Below are 15,316 nucleotides of genomic sequence, written 5' to 3'. Positions count from 1 at the left end.
AAGCGGCTTCTCTGTCTGGGTTCTAAATTCATTTCTGTTCTCATTTTCGTTACTTATTTTGTTAGTAATTCATCATATATATCTTGCAGTTGCTCTCTCAATCGGGCAACTGCATATCTTTTCCTTGAAATAATCGTTTTAATACTCTCGCCCGTTTGGTCAGCAATTTGCTGAAGGGTCATATCTTCCATTTCGTTCCATACAAATACCTGACGTTGTTTTTCGGGTAATTCATCCAGTGCCTTAAAAAAGAGTTCCCGAAGTAATGCGGTATCCATTTTAACTCCGGCATCCAACGCATCACTTAGAATGACATCCGGAAATACCAGTTGCCCATCTTCAGCTTCATAAGCAAAATCTTCCAGCGACAAGGTTTTGTGTTTCTTGTTCCGGTCAATTATTTTGTTTTTGCTTACCCTATACAGCCATCCGCTCATCTGATCGATGGGCTCGGTGTCGATAATACTACTCAACTGGTACCAGACATCCTGCAAAATATCTTCAGCGTCTTCATCATTGTTTACACGACTCCGTATAAAACGATATAACCGCTTTCCATAATTCTGCACTGCATACAATACAGATTGATGTTTGGTAGTGTCTGAAGATGCATTTAAGTTTTCCATATATTTTGGAAGACGACTAATAAAAAATAATACTTCAAATATAGAATATTTTTTATTTATGAATCTCTGCGTTAGCTTTAAGATTTTAGTCCGGGCATTGTGTAAGCACTTTCGATCGGGACACCGTTTGAAAGCGTGACGGTAAAAGAGAAGGTGTGTCGGGCAATTTGGGAAGTCAGCTCCTTGTTTATAACAAAGGCATCTGCTGTTTATTTTAGAGAGGAATTCATTCCTTGATTGCTCAGAATAGGTAAATATTTGTCGGATTGACTACCTGTGGGTGCTTTGTAGTTGATAAACGGATTTTTTTGAAGCCAGCCATTTGTCAGGCAAATCCGGATGATCTTTCCAAAGTTCCTGATGTATTTGGAAGTGGTGCTTTGACAGCAATTAGCAACTCTCTCCCGTCCTGTCGGAATCGAAGATTAGCGAGCTAATTACAAATCGGCAGGAGAGAAGAAGCTCCTACTTTGAGAGTTGCAAGGCGGGAGCCTTGCTATTCTATCCGACGTAGGCAGAGCCATACACCGAACCTCAATCAGTTTGACAGGCTACAGAGAACGGAGGGAGTGACTGGCAACCGGAAATCAGCAGCAGCTAATAACCGTGTGGGCACGACTAACTGAACTTACGCGGCACAGGAGACAAAGATATTTATCTTGTTTAATTCTCCGGTTGTGCTTTGAAATGCTCAATTTCGTTCATAAACTCAATGGCTCGGGAGACAGAAGAGAAACCATACCCACGCATAAAGCCCCACACCCGTTTTTTATGTCGATTCTCGTAGCGGATGTTTCGGAATAACCAGACCGACAGCCACACCGCCCCTCCGGTAACCAGAAACTGAACGATACGAAACAGAACAGACCCGTGCAGAAGCATGTCGTAATTCAAATACCAGGTGGTATAAAACGGAAGTTGCAGCCACATGATCCGCACCGACTTAATGACAGAACACTGCAATTCAGCCAGTTTCTGCTGAATAGCAACCACGCTATCTTCATACCCGATTTGTCTGATAGTGTACAGGTCTTTGACATACAAAAACACGGCGATGGCAGTAGTTACAGCTATAACACCAAGCGATCCGATAAAAAATATTTTTCCCGAAGAGACGGGAGAGTAACGCATACTCAGAGAAATAAGCAGTATCATAAAAGCTATCCATCCTAACCCGAGCAAAATGCCGGTCAGCTTGGGCACAATTAATTTATTGAGTTGCAATTTTGCTTTCTCATGTTGCAGCTTTTCAAAAGCAGGTTCGTCTATTTCCAAAAAATGATCTATCTGCGAATCGTTCACCTGCCAGATTTTCATTAAATAATCGTCTTGCATACATTCAATTATTTGAGTAGGTAATTTGTTGCTTCAGTTTTTCCTTAATACGATTGATTCTGGTCGCTACATTTGTTTCGGTAATACCTGCAATTTCAGCTATTTCCTTATAACTTTTTGCTTCCAGAAAGAGAAGTATCAGCATCCTGTCCAGTTCTTTGAGTTCGCCTATAAGCCGATACAGCAACTGCCTATTCTTTTCTATCTCATTTTCATACTCCGTATCCTCTGCAATTGCGTTTTCCACATCGTTTGCACAATCATCGAAAGAGACCATCGAACCTGTGTTGGCATGACTTCTGTAAAAAGAGATAGCCACATTGAGGGCTACCCGGTACATCCATGTTGAGAATTTATATCCGGCATCGTACGTATGTTCCGATCGCCATAGCTGATACACAATCTCCTGCGCAAGATCTTCCCGATCCTCCCTGTTGCTGCAATAGGTATTGCAAATCTTAAATATAAGCCTTTTGTTTTCCTGAATGAGAGCCAGAAACTCTCTTTTTTTATTCGGCATCTCCATCTGTATGATTGTTACTTCATATCATTATTCGCACAACAAACTGAAAAATCACATTTTGCACCACAAAAAAGCGGAGAAATATCCGAAATATAGATCTTTCTCCGATGCATCATAACAAAAACACGCTTTACAAAAGCGCACCAGCGATTACTTTGTAGAATGATAAAAACAGGTGATTTCCCCAAAAGAAAAGTAAAAGTAAAATATCGCGCTCGTATGCCGGATGCAATACTAACCAATTCGTTGTAGTATATACTTAGCATAACCGGCTACTCGAAGGTCGCCGCACCCACGAATTTTGCGAATTGGAATTCGCAAAATTCCTTATATCAAACTCATATAGAATGCTTAACTTACACAGATTTTCAGCAGTCAGCGACGATCATATTTATTCTATTGAATTCTATTCGAGGCAATTTCTGCTCTTTCAAGCGATTTCTTTGCAATCGGAGAACATTTTATCCAAAACAGATGCTTGTGTTCCTCTGTTACTTCGAGAAAATCATCATCAAACATTGTTCCCATACCTTCAAAATTGGACATGTCAATATATACATATTTGTTTTTCGGCAATTTCTCAAAAAAGTTAAGTAATTGTTTCGACTTATCTTCGGAAATACCGCCATACAATTTATACTGCAAAGGCTTATCGCTTATCTTTTTCAATCCCAGACCAAAATCGAAATATTGTTCCAGCCGCTCCTGATAGTTTACTATCACCGTATCTGTAAGGCTATTGTTCATCAGTGAAAACAGCAAAGCCACCAACTCATGATTTTTATCATTTTTCCTGGGTGACCAAAATTGAAATGGTTTTATCTGTCCTGCAAACTGAATCTCTCCGGCTACTGTAATCCCGTCTGTTCCAATACATATTTCACGCTCTGTGATGGTATCTCCATTCTGCAGCACACTTTTATGCAGAATGGTATTTATCATTGTTTTGTTTGTACATTGATAGCTTGATAAAAAATCCTCCAGCACAACAGCAAAAGAATCGGGCACAGCACATTGTTGGTTTATCCCATTGCTTTGAAAGCACATTGTGTAACCATCATCTGCTTTGTCAACTTGCAATTTCGACCCAGTTAAAAAAGAAGGATGAAATTCAATGCAAAACTTATCGAATTGGGCAAACAATTGCATCGAGATCAAACCCCATACAACAATGGTAACTAATATCTTATTTAGGGTTAATTGCATTCTATTTTTATTGAAATATCTGGAAATTCCAGATCACTGTTTTACTTACACCAAGGGGAAACTCCGAAAATAAATTATTTTATCCGTAAAACTGGAATATTACAACTCTTTGCTAATACTACACTATCGGTTCTATTCCAAACATATATAAGAGAATCCCTCGTTAATTTAATTATTTTACAATACCTTAAACCAAGTATAATAGAGTTATCAGCTTCTAAATTCCAGATCGGTGGAATCTCAATATCGCCATTATCATACAAAACACAAGCCCCTTGTCTATATTCACAAAAAAGCCACTTATGATCTTTATCAAATACGTAGCAATATAAAGGATATATTTTGCTGTTTTTTTTATCATAAAAATGGGAATCATAAACAACATTCCAAAATTTACGGCTTCCATTTGTCAAGAAAAACTCTTTTTGATTATTGTTTTTCGAACAAGATAAAAAACAAATCATTGCCAATAACATCAGTTTTCTCATCTTTTGTAAACGTTAATTACGCATTGACTCATTGATAGACATACTTATTCTGTTCGACATAGATTGCTGTGTTACAAATCTCTTCAAATGTAATGGTTTTTCCACCAAATAAAAAAAAGCGGCCTTGCAAACGTATTGCTTGCAAGGCCGCTACTATTTTTTCAGCGATCAGAGCTTAATCCCGACGGTTGCCACCCATAAAGATCATAATGTAGTAGAAAAGGGTTGCCAGAGAGCTGAGGGCTGCCACCACATAGGTATAAGCCGCCGTCTTCAAAGCATCTTTAGCCGGTTCGTAAGTAGAAACGTTGGTGATTCCCGAACGGTTAAGCCATGCCAATGCACGGGCACTGGCGTTGATTTCCACCGGCAATGTAATCACGCTGAACAAAGTCGTCATGGCAAAAAGAACGATACCGAACAACAACAACGCCGGAAATGTATGCACCAGCAGGATACCGCCCAGCAACACCCATTGCACCCAATTGGAAGCAAAGCTCACAACAGGTACTAATGCCGAACGCATCTTTAACGGAGCATAGGCCGTTGCATGTTGCACAGCGTGTCCGCATTCGTGAGCTGCCACAGCTGCTGCCGCAACGCTGTTACTCATAAAAACAGGTTCGCTCAGGTTTACCGTTTTATTAGCCGGATTATAGTGGTCGGTCAGTTCTCCTTCAACAGAAATAACCTTTACATCATAAATCCCGTTTTCGCGCAGCATGCGTTCTGCCACATCCTTTCCGGTCATACCGTTGGGAATAGGAATTTGCGAATACTTTTTGAATTTCGATTGAAGGCTTTGCTGTACTATCCAGCTTATGAGCGCAAAGACACCAAAAATCACATAAATCATCATAGCGTTATATTTTTACGTTTACAAAGAATTTCTTCTTACTTACAAATATCTGCAAATGGTAAGCCAACTGCAAATTTGGCAGTTATAAAAAAGCAGAAGAATCGTAAAAGGCTGTAAACAGACAAATTATCCGATCAGATTGTTACTACGGAGAATAGCCTCCATGTCGGCCTGTACTTTTCCGGCTTCACAACGTGCTGCTTCTGCAAAAGTTTCATCTTTCGCAGCGTACAAAATCTGACGAGAAGAGTTTACAATAAGACCGCATTTACTGTTCAACCCGTATTTGCACACTTCATTCAAATCGCCGCCCTGAGCTCCCACACCGGGAACCAGTAGAAAATGTTCGGGAGCCACTTTGCGGATATCAGCAAACATGCTTCCCTGTGTCGCACCGACCACATACATCAATGTGTCTGTACTGCCCCACTCCTGCGATTTACGAAGCACTTTTTCAAAAAGGCGTTCACCTCCCTCATCCTGTGTGAACTGAAAATCGTGCGATCCTTTGTTTGAAGTCAATGCCAGCAAAATGACCCATTTCCCTTCGTAACCCAGAAACGGTTTGACCGAATCTTCACCCATGTAAGGCGCCACAGTCACCGAATCGAAGTTGAAATGCTGGAAGAACGTACGCGCATACATTTCTGAAGTATTCCCAATATCGCCGCGCTTGGCATCAGCAATGAGGAACTGATCGGGATAGTTTTCGCGAATATAGTTTACCGTTTTTTCGAGCGCCTGCCAACCTGTCACTCCAAGACTTTCGTAAAAAGCAAGATTCGGTTTGTAAGCAACGCAAAGATCTGCGGTTGCATCAATAATTGCCTTGTTAAAAGCAAAAATAGGATCCTCCTCATTCAACAGGTGCTGTGGAATTTTTTTCAGGTCTGTATCCAGTCCTACACAAAGAAATGATTTTTTACGGCAGATGTTTGCAAAAAGTTCTTGAGATGTCATATTAATTAGTAATGAGTGGTGAGTAACGAGTAGTGAGTAACACAACTACACCTTTGATAAACAGGCAGTAGAATCAACAATTACTCAATCCTGATTATTTATGCAAAGATACGGATTTGTGAGGCTGCATCCGAGTAAACGGAACAAAAAATTCGGCGATATTTGGGCTATGACAAAAAGAGAGGTAGCGATTGGGTGTTGGCATATTTTCACCTAACTTTGCACCTCAAATTTTCATACATGACAATACTTTACGAAGACAATCACGTAATTGCGGTTAACAAGACCTGTTCGGAAATTGTACAGGGCGACAAAACCGGAGATAAACCTCTTTCGGAACTCCTGAAAGTTTACCTGAAAGAGAAATATAACAAACCCGGGAATGTGTTTGTCGGTGTGACGCATCGCCTCGACCGACCCGTAAGCGGGGTAACGCTGTTTGCAAAGACAAGTAAATCGTTATCACGGCTGAATGCGATGTTCCAGAACCACGAGGTAAAGAAATTCTATTGGGCGATTGTCAAAAAGGCCGATATTGCACCGGAAGCAACTTTAACGCATTATTTGGTTCGTAACGAAAAGCAGAACAAATCATACGCCTACGACGAAGAGCGCAAAGACAGCAAAAAAGCCATTTTGCACTACCGTATCATTGGTACATCCGACAATTACTACTTGCTGGAGATTGATCTACAAACAGGCCGTCACCATCAGATCCGTTGCCAGCTTGCAAAAATAGGTTGTCCCATAAAAGGCGATCTGAAGTACGGTTTTGCCCGGTCAAATCCCGACGGCGGAATTTCACTCCACGCCCGATTACTGTCATTTGTACATCCAGTGTCCAAACAGGAAATCGAGATTACTGCTCCGGTTCCTGACGATAACCTATGGAAAGCATTTGAAGCCCAAATGGCTTGATACAAAGGAAAGGCTGTCTCAAAAGGTATATTGATTTACAATAACTTACGATTCAACAATAGATCTTTATTTTTTCACCCCAAACCCCTGAAGGGGCTACAAATCTGCTGTTTTTATTGGCGTAAAAGTCCCCTTTAGGGGATATAGGGGTAAAAAAACTTTTCAGCTTGTAAGTTATCAATAACAACATTGCCTTTTGAGACAGCCTCCTATCTTCTATATCTCTAGCATTTAATTATCTGAAAAACAATTCAGTTAAGATTGGGGTTTTGAGGAAATTCGGCCCAACGCTTGTACTTACCGCCCAGCGACTGCATAGAACGACTCCAGAGTGATTCGTACCCCGGCATATGCAGAATTTCGTCTGTCGCCAGTTTGGTCACCAACCATGACTGGTGTTTTATTTCGTCCTGCAACTGACCCTCATCCCATCCCGCATAACCAAGAAAGAACCGTACTTTAGCCGCAGCTCCCAGTCCTGCATTAAGGTTATCCATCAACCATTCAAAATCGCCCCCCAGATAGAGGTTTTTAGTAATCTGAAAACTTTGAGGAACCTCTGACAAATTGTGCAAATAGAAAAGAGATTTTGATCCTACAGGGCCGCCACAAAAAACAGGAATATTCTCCTCTACTTTGACGCCCTCTAAGATTTCGTGAAGGTATAATTTGAGTGGTTTATTGAGCACCAGCCCCATACTACCAAGGTTGGAATGCTGGGTAAGCAGAATCACCGAACGGCCAAAATATGGCTCGTTCATAAATGGCTCTGCAACTAACAGCCGACCTACGGAAGGCTGAAAACCCGCATCAATGGTAAGAAACGAGGAATCGAGATACATACTGGTGATTTTTATATAGCAAATATAATCAACAATGATATATTTGATTCCTGCTGCAACTACTTTTTCTTACGGGTAGTTTTTTTAGTTTCTTTCGGTTCGGCATTGACTATTTCCATGCATGCTTCGAACGTAAGCGATGCAGGTTCTGTCTTTGCCGGGATTTTGAAGTTCTTTTTTTGATATGCGATATAGGGGCCGTAACGTCCATTCAACACTTTCAGGTCAGCATCCTGTTCAAACGTTTTGATGATCTTGTTTTTGTCAGCTTCACGCTTCGCAAGAATAAGTTCGATGGCTCTTTCGGCAGTGATGCTCATCGGATCTTCCGTCTTCGGCAGAGAGGTAAACACGGAATTGTGACGCACATAGGCCCCAAAACGACCGATCGCCGCAATCATTTCCTTTCCTTCAAATTCGCCCAGACTGCGTGGCAATTTAAACAGTTCCAGCGCTTCTTCCAACGTAATGGTGTCAATCATTTGCCCTTTTGTGAGCGAGGCAAACTGAGGTTTATCTTCTTCTTCCTTGGTCCCGATCTGCACCATCGGACCAAAGCGACCGATACGCACGGACACCTGACGTCCGGTTTTCGGATCCGTTCCCAGAATACGTTCTCCTGTACGACGTTCAGAGTTGGCAATAGCTTCTTCTACTGTCGGGTGGAATTTCTTATAAAAATCATCCAGCGACTTTTGCCAGTCGAGATCGCCTTCGGCAATGTCGTCAAATTCTTTTTCCACATTAGCCGTAAAGTTATAATCAAGAATATCAGGGAAATAATCTGTCAGGAAGTCATTCACCACCATACCGATGTCGGTTGGGATCAATTTGCCCTTATCGGCGCCGAAACGCTCATTCTTTACCTCTTCCTTTATTTTTCCCTTGGTAAGAGTCAACAGAATAAAATCGCGGGTCTCACCATCAAGGTTGGATTTTTCAACGTATTTCCTTTTTTGGATAGTAGAAATAGTCGGAGCGTAGGTTGAAGGACGTCCGATACCCAGTTCCTCCAGTTTACGAACAAGAGCAGCTTCGTTGTAACGCGGCGGACGTTGAGTATAACGCTGCTGCGCTGTCACATTCTGCATCTCAAGCTGTTGCTTTATTTTCAAAGGAGGCAACAGTGATTCTGAATCTGACGACTCAGCTTCATCATCAGTCGATTCCAGATACACTTTCAGGAACCCGTCGAATTTAATCACCTCTCCTGTTGCCACAAATTTCTCAGTAGCATTGTTCAGTCCGATGGTTACGGTTGTACGTTCGAGTTCTGCATCACTCATTTGCGATGCAATGGTACGTTTCCAAATCAGCGAATAAAGGTTCTTTTCCTGAGCCGTTCCTGTTATCTGGTGCTTATTCATATAGGTAGGACGAATTGCCTCGTGCGCTTCCTGTGCGCCTTTGGTTTTGGTGTGAAACTGACGGAATTGCCAGTAACTTTCGCCCATTGTATTGAAAATTTCTTCTTTGGATGCACCTAATGCCAAATCGGAAAGATTGACAGAGTCGGTACGCATATAGGTGATTTGCCCTGCTTCGTAAAGTTTTTGAGCAATCATCATGGTTTGCGACACGGAATAGCCCAGTTTGCGGGCAGCTTCCTGCTGCAAGGTTGAGGTAGTAAACGGAGGCGCCGGTGAACGTTTGGAGGGACGGGTTACTATATCGTCAATAGAATAGATGCTGCTTTTGCATTTTTCAAGAAAAGCATGCGCCTCTTCCTTCGTTTTGAAACGTTGTTGCAATTCGGCTTTCAACTCTACAGGCTTACCATCGGCATCGAAAACCGTGAAAATAGCAATAACCCGAAAAGCTGAGTCTGACACAAACGCCTGAATTTCGCGTTCGCGGTCAACAATGAGGCGAACCGCCACGGATTGCACGCGACCTGCTGAAAGTGACGATTTTACCTTACGCCACAACACCGGAGAAAGCTCAAAACCCACAAGACGGTCGAGAATACGACGTGCTTGCTGAGCGTTTACCAGATCGGTATCAATATCGCGGGGATTTTCAATTGCCTTGAGAATGGCTGGCTTTGTAATTTCGTGAAAGACAATGCGGCGGGTCTTCTCTTTTTTGAGTTTCAGCGCTTCAAATAAGTGCCATGCAATTGCTTCTCCCTCCCGGTCCTCATCGGAAGCCAACCAAACGACTTCTGCCGTTTCTGCGGCTTTCTTGAGCTCGCTAACCAGTTTTTTCTTATCGGTCGATACATTATATATAGGTTTGAAGCCATGCTTCACATCCACACCTAAATCGTGTTCGCTAAGATCACGTATATGTCCAAAACTTGACATGACGGTATAATCACCGCCCAGAAATTTTTCAATCGTTTTCGCCTTCGCCGGCGACTCAACAATTACCAAGTTTTTCGACATATCGTACTATTTTTGAGAATAATTTACAAACACCATTCAGAATATCTTTTTATCAAAAACTGATATTCAGCGACATACAACTCACGTACATCTACAGTTCACCTTTTATTAATTGGCTGCAAAGTAACAAAATGTATCTCGTAAGTGCCAAATTTTCAGCATTATTTTTTACAAATATAAGTCTGCCGTTAACGTTTCCAACAATTTTAACGTCATAATATACATTCTAATCAATTGTCTGTCTGATATTTAAAATTCAAAACTTTTCAAAGCAAAAAAATCACAACCAGTCATTTTTTTATCTTCAAAACAATGATTTTGACACCAAAAATTGACTTAAAGAAAAAAACGTACCTTTGTAACCTGTCAATTTGCACATTAAAGAATCATCAATTCAGAATTTTAACGATACCGTTCATACAATGACAAAACAAAAAGAGTTTATAGGTACCATCATTCTTTTCTCGTTGCTACGAATCATACTGGCCTCTACCATGGGGTTAATGCCACAGGATGCTTATTATTGCTACTACGGCGATCATCTTGCCCTGTCCTATTTCGACCATCCTCCGATGATTGCGTATATGCTTCGATTGGCAACCACCTTGTTTGGCAAATCAGTATTTACGCTTCATGCCGCTGATTTTCTGGTCACATCTGGCACTCTATACATTTTCTATCTCTTCCTAAAAAGAATTCTAAGCGGAGACGCACTCAGAAAAGCCTTCCTGCTCATTGTAACAGCTCCATTTATCACGCTTTTGTGCGTTAACAGCACACCGGATGTTCCGCTGTTATTTTTCTGGGCTTTAAGCTTACTTATTATCCACAAAGCTGTTACAGAAAACAAATGGCACTACTGGCTACTGGGTGGAATAACCTCCGGCCTTGCATTCGACAGCAAATATACGGCAGTATTTCTGGGTTTCGGACTGTTTCTGTTTTTGCTTTGCTCTAAAGACCATCGAAAAAAGCTGATTACAGGACAATTTATCTTGTTTGTCATCGCTTTTATCGCAGCAAGTTTACCCGTCATTGTCTGGAATATCCAAAACGATTTTATATCCATCAAATATCAATCTACCGAACGGGCATCGAGCATGTCGACCGGATTCCAATTCCAGCCGCGGCTTTTTCTGGGTTACTTTGGCAGTCAGCTGGGTCTTGCATTACCGGTATTCTTCCTGCTTATTTTCCGTTCTTCATTCGACTCCATCCGAAAACTCTTCACTCGGAATAAATTTGAAACAAATACGCTTTTATCTGCTTCGTTTACCGTTCCGTTTTTTCTTTGCTTTACGGCCATCGCTTTTATTTATTGGGTAAAAGTAAACTGGATTATGCCTGTTTACTTCACGGGAGCAATCCTTGGGGTCTCTTATCTGAAAACGGATAAGATTATTCGCTGGCAAACAGGCCTCTCCGTATTGCTGCACATTCTGGCTTTTATTGAATTAGCCTGGATGCCGATTCCCGTCAATTCGGACGACACCTGGTGGGGATGGAACAAGCTTACCAAAGAGGTTAAAACCGTAAAAGACCAACATCCCGGCTACATCGTATTCTCCGACGACTCATATAAAACCTCTGCGGCGCTCAACTTTTATCTACCGGAACATGTATACGGAGGTAATCTGATTGAAAAACACGCTTTCCAGTTTGCTCTTGACGACCGTAACGTTCAATCGCTGGCAGGTCGAAATGCCATCTACGTCACTTCAGAACTGAACAAACGCAAACGTCAGGACGAAGGGAAAGTGCAGGATATTCTTCAACGTTATTTCAAAAACGTTAGCCCGCTGGACAGCATTATATTGAAAAATGACAAAGGTATCGTTCAACGTAAATTTGCCGTCTTTGAATGTAAAGGTTATCTGCCTCCTGCAGGAACGAAATTGCATCCATAAAGAAAAACTTCATCACTATGAAACGCGCTGCATCATTCCGCAACATCAAGAAGATTGATCTTCACAAGTTTGTGCCCCGAATGGCTCAGAAAGGCACTTCTCCGGGTACTGTTGAATATATCGGGATGCCCCGTCAGGAGACGATAAGCATCAATATGATTGCTTATGACGAAGCGTCGGTTGAAGAGAAACAAATCGTTTCTTTGCCTGACCTGCAAACCGAAATGGCATCGCCAACGCTGAAGTGGGTGCAGATTTCGGGCGTACACAACACTGATTTTCTCAATCAGTTAGGCGAACAACTTTGCATCAACTCCCTCGACGTGGAAGCTATTGCCAACACTACGCAGCGCCCTATCATGATTGAACGGGAGAACTACATCTTTGTCGTACTTAAGGCTCTACAATTAGAACCGGTGACAAACGAAGTCACTGTAGAACAAGTAAGCATGATTCTTGGCGACCGTTTTGTCGTCTCTTTTCATGAAACAACACCGGCTTTATTCGATGCATTACGCAACCGGATATTTGCCACAAAAGGCCGCATCAGACGATTCTCCTCCGACTACCTGCTTTTTGCTCTTTGCGACATTATAATCGACCAGTATTTTTCGCTGTTGGAGAATGTGGGAGAAACAATCGAAGCTGCCGAAGATGAGTTGATCATGTCGCCGGTAAATGCTAATCAGGAAGCCATCTACAAGTTAAAAAGAAGACTGGTATATGCAAAGAAAATGATATGGCCAACCCGCGAAGTAGTTACCGCATTGCAAATATCGGAACACGAACTGATTAACGATGGCACCAGAATTTACTTTCGCGACATCTACGATCACACAGTACAACTCATCGAAAGTCTGGATAGTTTACGGGAAATAACTTCTGGAATGATGGACCTTTACATGTCGGCAGTAAGCAATCGTTTGAACGAAATAATGAAGGTTTTGACCCTTTTTTCTGCCTTTTTTATTCCTATCACATTTTTAGCCGGAGTTTACGGAATGAATTTCAAGACAATACCCGAGACAGGTTGGACGTATGGTTATCTGGCTTTCTGGGGTGTGGTAGTCATTATTTCTGTTGGGATGATTTTTTATTTCAAACGAAAAAAATGGTTCTGATTATCGTCCGAACAAAAGCTTTCTGACAACCGGCACTCTGTTTATGCCCGCCACTGTTGCCCATGTAAGAACCAATGCAACAATAAATACGATAAAAATTTCAACATCGCTACGTTCGAGGATGGTAGAGGACAGCAGGTAAACAAACAGATACACCCACATAAAATGAGACGCGTAAACAGATAGTGTATTTACGGACAGCCATTGTACCACAACATTGCTCTTTCTACAATAGCGACTTAGCTTAAAAAGAAGTAATAACACCGGCACAGGAGTCAAAATACGCACTATGAGTGCATATATGGAGTTGTTATCATGAGCGATGGGCATTCCAAAAGCATACACCGATCCGGTTCGCGCCCATGCAATCTGAAAGAATACCATCACTACAATCAATAGTATAACCTGCCATTTTTTAATCTTATCAGCAATCTGATATTGACGCAAAAAGCAGCCCAAAAGGAAATAGGGGTAATAGATCTTAAACAGTCCCAACCCATAGAAATTCAACTCGGGGGAATAAAGCGTCAACGCATACATCAACACCACTACTGACACTGACAAGAGATAAAAGTACCGGCTTTTACGCAGGAAGAAATAGAACACATCTACCACATAAAGTGCCCACAAGAACCACAGGCCACCCTTACCCGGAGATTGAAAAACCTGCAAATAATAGTTGGGAAGTATCGCCCAATTTCGGTTGTGAAGATCCATGCGCCTGTAATAGAGCGAATACAAAACCATCCAAAGCAGAAAAGGGATAATCAGCAATTTGAATTGTTTCCACAAAAAGCCGATATTTTTACCGGGCGAAATGAGATAGCCGCTAATGCATATAAAAAGCGGCATGTGAAAAGAGTATATCAGGCGGAAAATGATATTGGAATCGAAATTGCTCACTAACGAATACTGAATGGCATGGCCCAGTACCATCAAAATGATGGCAAACGCCTTCAGCCAGTCAATGCCGTAATCCCTTGCTTTCAATTCCACCTGCACTAATCAATTTTTCGGAAAGAAAATAGCCTTGAGGATTTTGCGAAACACCACAATGTGAACGGCAATCAGGGCAAATAATGAAAAGCCGCAAAACTCGTGCAATTCTCCCACATCAAAACCACGAAATCCGGTTCCCATCAGCACAATGGTAGCGATTTGCAAAATAGCCACCGTCAAAAGCAACGCAAGGCTCACCTGGCGAACCCGTCTGTTCTTTTTATTCTTTTCCATTTTGTTGCAATAAATTGATTTGATTTTCCTCATCCTTCAAATGACATGAATCCTGAGGTTCGACATGAATATATATTTCGCTTCGTTTTATCTGAGCCATCAGGCAATGTTCAATCCGGTCGCAAAGTTCATGTACATCGCGCAGCTTTAAATCCGGATCAAGGTGGATATTGAACTTGATAAACGTATCTGCTCCGGCTGTACGTACTTTAAGATGATGATAGAGCTTTACTTCAGGGAATGAGTTCAGGGTATTTTCGACAAGCGTAATCGTCTCTTGCGGAGCTTTATCCAACAGCACATCAACCGCTTTTTTCCCTAGGCGAAAAGAAACAAACAAGACGATTACCGCAACCATCAACGCCGCAATGGAGTCGGCAAAATAAAACCCAAAGTTAGCACAAATAAGACCAAACAATACAACGGCCGAACTCCAGATGTCTGTTGAAAAATGAAGTGCATCAGCTTCCAGCGCCTGACTGTTATGCTTTTTCGCCACTTTATACAACGCTCTCGAACGGGTAAAATCCACCACAATGGAACTGATTACCACCACATAACTCCACACCGACACTTCGATATGGGTATTTCCTGTTACCAACCGGTCAATTGCTTCGGACACAATCCACACGCAGGTAATCAACAAAAGAATGGTTTCGATAAACGCGGAGAAGTTTTCGATTTTACCATGGCCATAGTTATGCTGCTTATCGGCAGGCTTATCGGAAATACGAACCGAGAAGAAGGTAATCACGGCAGCCACCAGGTCGAGGCCTGAGTGCAATGCTTCGGACAGAATACCCAAACTACCGGTAAGGACACCGATAATCAGTTTGAAGCTCGTCAGAAATATCGCAGCAAATACTGAAAGCAAAGCCACTCTGTTTTTTTCTTCCACCATAAAAATTACA

At 41.8% G+C, this 15,316-nt stretch carries 15 protein-coding genes; 3 read left to right on the top strand and 12 right to left on the bottom strand.

Translation table 11 applies throughout. The annotated features are described in order from the left end of the window. Nucleotides 1-53: 53 nt before the first annotated feature. From PJIAN_RS05965 to pyrF, 7 genes are all read right to left on the bottom strand, one after another. Nucleotides 54-626, bottom strand: a complete 573-nt coding sequence (locus PJIAN_RS05965) for an RNA polymerase sigma factor (protein WP_068703055.1) — start codon at nucleotides 624-626, stop codon at nucleotides 54-56. Between the two features lie 663 nt (nucleotides 627-1,289). Then, entirely contained in the window at nucleotides 1,290-1,961 is a 672-nt protein-coding gene (locus PJIAN_RS05960; protein ID WP_068703053.1) for a hypothetical protein, read from the bottom strand. Nucleotides 1,962-1,965: 4 nt separating this feature from the next. Next, nucleotides 1,966-2,481 carry an RNA polymerase sigma factor gene (locus PJIAN_RS05955; RefSeq protein ID WP_201787344.1) on the bottom strand — a complete coding sequence of 172 codons (516 nt, stop codon included), beginning with the start codon at nucleotides 2,479-2,481 and terminating at the stop codon, nucleotides 1,966-1,968. A gap of 399 nt (nucleotides 2,482-2,880) precedes the next feature. Continuing rightward, on the bottom strand, nucleotides 2,881-3,426 hold the full coding sequence (locus PJIAN_RS05950) for a hypothetical protein (RefSeq protein ID WP_153802496.1): 546 nt from the start codon (nucleotides 3,424-3,426) through the stop codon (nucleotides 2,881-2,883). Nucleotides 3,427-3,764: 338 nt separating this feature from the next. After that, nucleotides 3,765-4,178, bottom strand: coding sequence for a hypothetical protein (locus tag PJIAN_RS14895; protein ID WP_153802495.1), 414 nt, complete (start codon nucleotides 4,176-4,178; stop codon nucleotides 3,765-3,767). 175 nt (nucleotides 4,179-4,353) lie between these two features. Then, nucleotides 4,354-5,034 (bottom strand): zinc metallopeptidase, encoded by a 681-nt coding sequence (locus PJIAN_RS05940; protein WP_084252304.1) that lies wholly within the window; start codon nucleotides 5,032-5,034, stop codon nucleotides 4,354-4,356. Nucleotides 5,035-5,163: 129 nt separating this feature from the next. Continuing rightward, on the bottom strand, nucleotides 5,164-5,997 hold the full coding sequence (gene pyrF, locus PJIAN_RS05935) for an orotidine-5'-phosphate decarboxylase (RefSeq protein WP_068703045.1): 834 nt from the start codon (nucleotides 5,995-5,997) through the stop codon (nucleotides 5,164-5,166). Nucleotides 5,998-6,237: 240 nt separating this feature from the next. On the opposite strand from pyrF, the gene PJIAN_RS05930 reads away from it, so the two are divergent. Beyond that, nucleotides 6,238-6,915 carry an RluA family pseudouridine synthase gene (locus PJIAN_RS05930; protein ID WP_068703043.1) on the top strand — a complete coding sequence of 226 codons (678 nt, stop codon included), beginning with the start codon at nucleotides 6,238-6,240 and terminating at the stop codon, nucleotides 6,913-6,915. Nucleotides 6,916-7,166: 251 nt separating this feature from the next. Here the strand turns inward: PJIAN_RS05930 and PJIAN_RS05925 are convergent, their stop codons facing one another. Both PJIAN_RS05925 and topA read right to left on the bottom strand, forming a co-directional pair. Then, a complete protein-coding gene (locus tag PJIAN_RS05925) occupies nucleotides 7,167-7,757 on the bottom strand; it encodes a YqgE/AlgH family protein (protein ID WP_068703038.1) in 591 nt (196 codons plus the stop codon). Between the two features lie 59 nt (nucleotides 7,758-7,816). Beyond that, nucleotides 7,817-10,144, bottom strand: coding sequence for a type I DNA topoisomerase (gene topA / locus PJIAN_RS05920; protein WP_068703037.1), 2,328 nt, complete (start codon nucleotides 10,142-10,144; stop codon nucleotides 7,817-7,819). A 422-nt stretch (nucleotides 10,145-10,566) separates the two neighbouring features. Between topA and PJIAN_RS05915 the strand changes: the two genes are divergently transcribed. Together PJIAN_RS05915 and corA are read left to right on the top strand one after the other, a co-directional pair. Beyond that, entirely contained in the window at nucleotides 10,567-12,051 is a 1,485-nt protein-coding gene (locus PJIAN_RS05915; RefSeq protein WP_153802494.1) for an ArnT family glycosyltransferase, read from the top strand. 17 nt (nucleotides 12,052-12,068) lie between these two features. Then, nucleotides 12,069-13,172: a magnesium/cobalt transporter CorA gene (corA, locus tag PJIAN_RS05910; protein ID WP_068703035.1), complete on the top strand. Its 1,104-nt coding sequence runs from the start codon at nucleotides 12,069-12,071 to the stop codon at nucleotides 13,170-13,172. Here the strand turns inward: corA and PJIAN_RS05905 are convergent, their stop codons facing one another. The 3 genes from PJIAN_RS05905 to PJIAN_RS05895 are packed head-to-tail and all read right to left on the bottom strand — an operon-like array spanning nucleotide 13,173 to nucleotide 15,306. Then, on the bottom strand, nucleotides 13,173-14,168 hold the full coding sequence (locus PJIAN_RS05905; protein WP_153802493.1) for an acyltransferase family protein: 996 nt from the start codon (nucleotides 14,166-14,168) through the stop codon (nucleotides 13,173-13,175). A gap of 9 nt (nucleotides 14,169-14,177) precedes the next feature. Continuing rightward, nucleotides 14,178-14,405 carry a hypothetical protein gene (locus PJIAN_RS05900; RefSeq protein ID WP_068703033.1) on the bottom strand — a complete coding sequence of 76 codons (228 nt, stop codon included), beginning with the start codon at nucleotides 14,403-14,405 and terminating at the stop codon, nucleotides 14,178-14,180. Then, nucleotides 14,392-15,306: a cation diffusion facilitator family transporter gene (locus PJIAN_RS05895; protein WP_068703032.1), complete on the bottom strand. Its 915-nt coding sequence runs from the start codon at nucleotides 15,304-15,306 to the stop codon at nucleotides 14,392-14,394. Before PJIAN_RS05895 ends, PJIAN_RS05900 begins: the two co-directional genes overlap by 14 nt. Nucleotides 15,307-15,316: the final 10 nt, after the last annotated feature.

This window comes from Paludibacter jiangxiensis (assembly GCF_001618385.1).
Lineage (GTDB): Bacteria > Bacteroidota > Bacteroidia > Bacteroidales > Paludibacteraceae > Microbacter > Microbacter jiangxiensis.
The sequence above is the reverse complement of the archived record's forward strand: the minus strand, read 5'-3'. Positions and strand labels throughout refer to the sequence as shown.

Coding starts and splice junctions, on each gene's coding strand:
- PJIAN_RS05965 (WP_068703055.1), bottom strand. CDS start 626: ATGGAAAACTTAAATGCATCTTCAGACACTACCAAACATCAATCTGTA.
- PJIAN_RS05960 (WP_068703053.1), bottom strand. CDS start 1,961: ATGCAAGACGATTATTTAATGAAAATCTGGCAGGTGAACGATTCGCAG.
- PJIAN_RS05955 (WP_201787344.1), bottom strand. CDS start 2,481: ATGCCGAATAAAAAAAGAGAGTTTCTGGCTCTCATTCAGGAAAACAAA.
- PJIAN_RS05950 (WP_153802496.1), bottom strand. CDS start 3,426: ATGATAAATACCATTCTGCATAAAAGTGTGCTGCAGAATGGAGATACC.
- PJIAN_RS14895 (WP_153802495.1), bottom strand. CDS start 4,178: ATGAGAAAACTGATGTTATTGGCAATGATTTGTTTTTTATCTTGTTCG.
- PJIAN_RS05940 (WP_084252304.1), bottom strand. CDS start 5,034: ATGATTTATGTGATTTTTGGTGTCTTTGCGCTCATAAGCTGGATAGTA.
- pyrF (WP_068703045.1), bottom strand. CDS start 5,997: ATGACATCTCAAGAACTTTTTGCAAACATCTGCCGTAAAAAATCATTT.
- PJIAN_RS05930 (WP_068703043.1), top strand. CDS start 6,238: ATGACAATACTTTACGAAGACAATCACGTAATTGCGGTTAACAAGACC.
- PJIAN_RS05925 (WP_068703038.1), bottom strand. CDS start 7,757: ATGTATCTCGATTCCTCGTTTCTTACCATTGATGCGGGTTTTCAGCCT.
- topA (WP_068703037.1), bottom strand. CDS start 10,144: ATGTCGAAAAACTTGGTAATTGTTGAGTCGCCGGCGAAGGCGAAAACG.
- PJIAN_RS05915 (WP_153802494.1), top strand. CDS start 10,567: ATGACAAAACAAAAAGAGTTTATAGGTACCATCATTCTTTTCTCGTTG.
- corA (WP_068703035.1), top strand. CDS start 12,069: ATGAAACGCGCTGCATCATTCCGCAACATCAAGAAGATTGATCTTCAC.
- PJIAN_RS05900 (WP_068703033.1), bottom strand. CDS start 14,405: ATGGAAAAGAATAAAAAGAACAGACGGGTTCGCCAGGTGAGCCTTGCG.
- PJIAN_RS05895 (WP_068703032.1), bottom strand. CDS start 15,306: ATGGTGGAAGAAAAAAACAGAGTGGCTTTGCTTTCAGTATTTGCTGCG.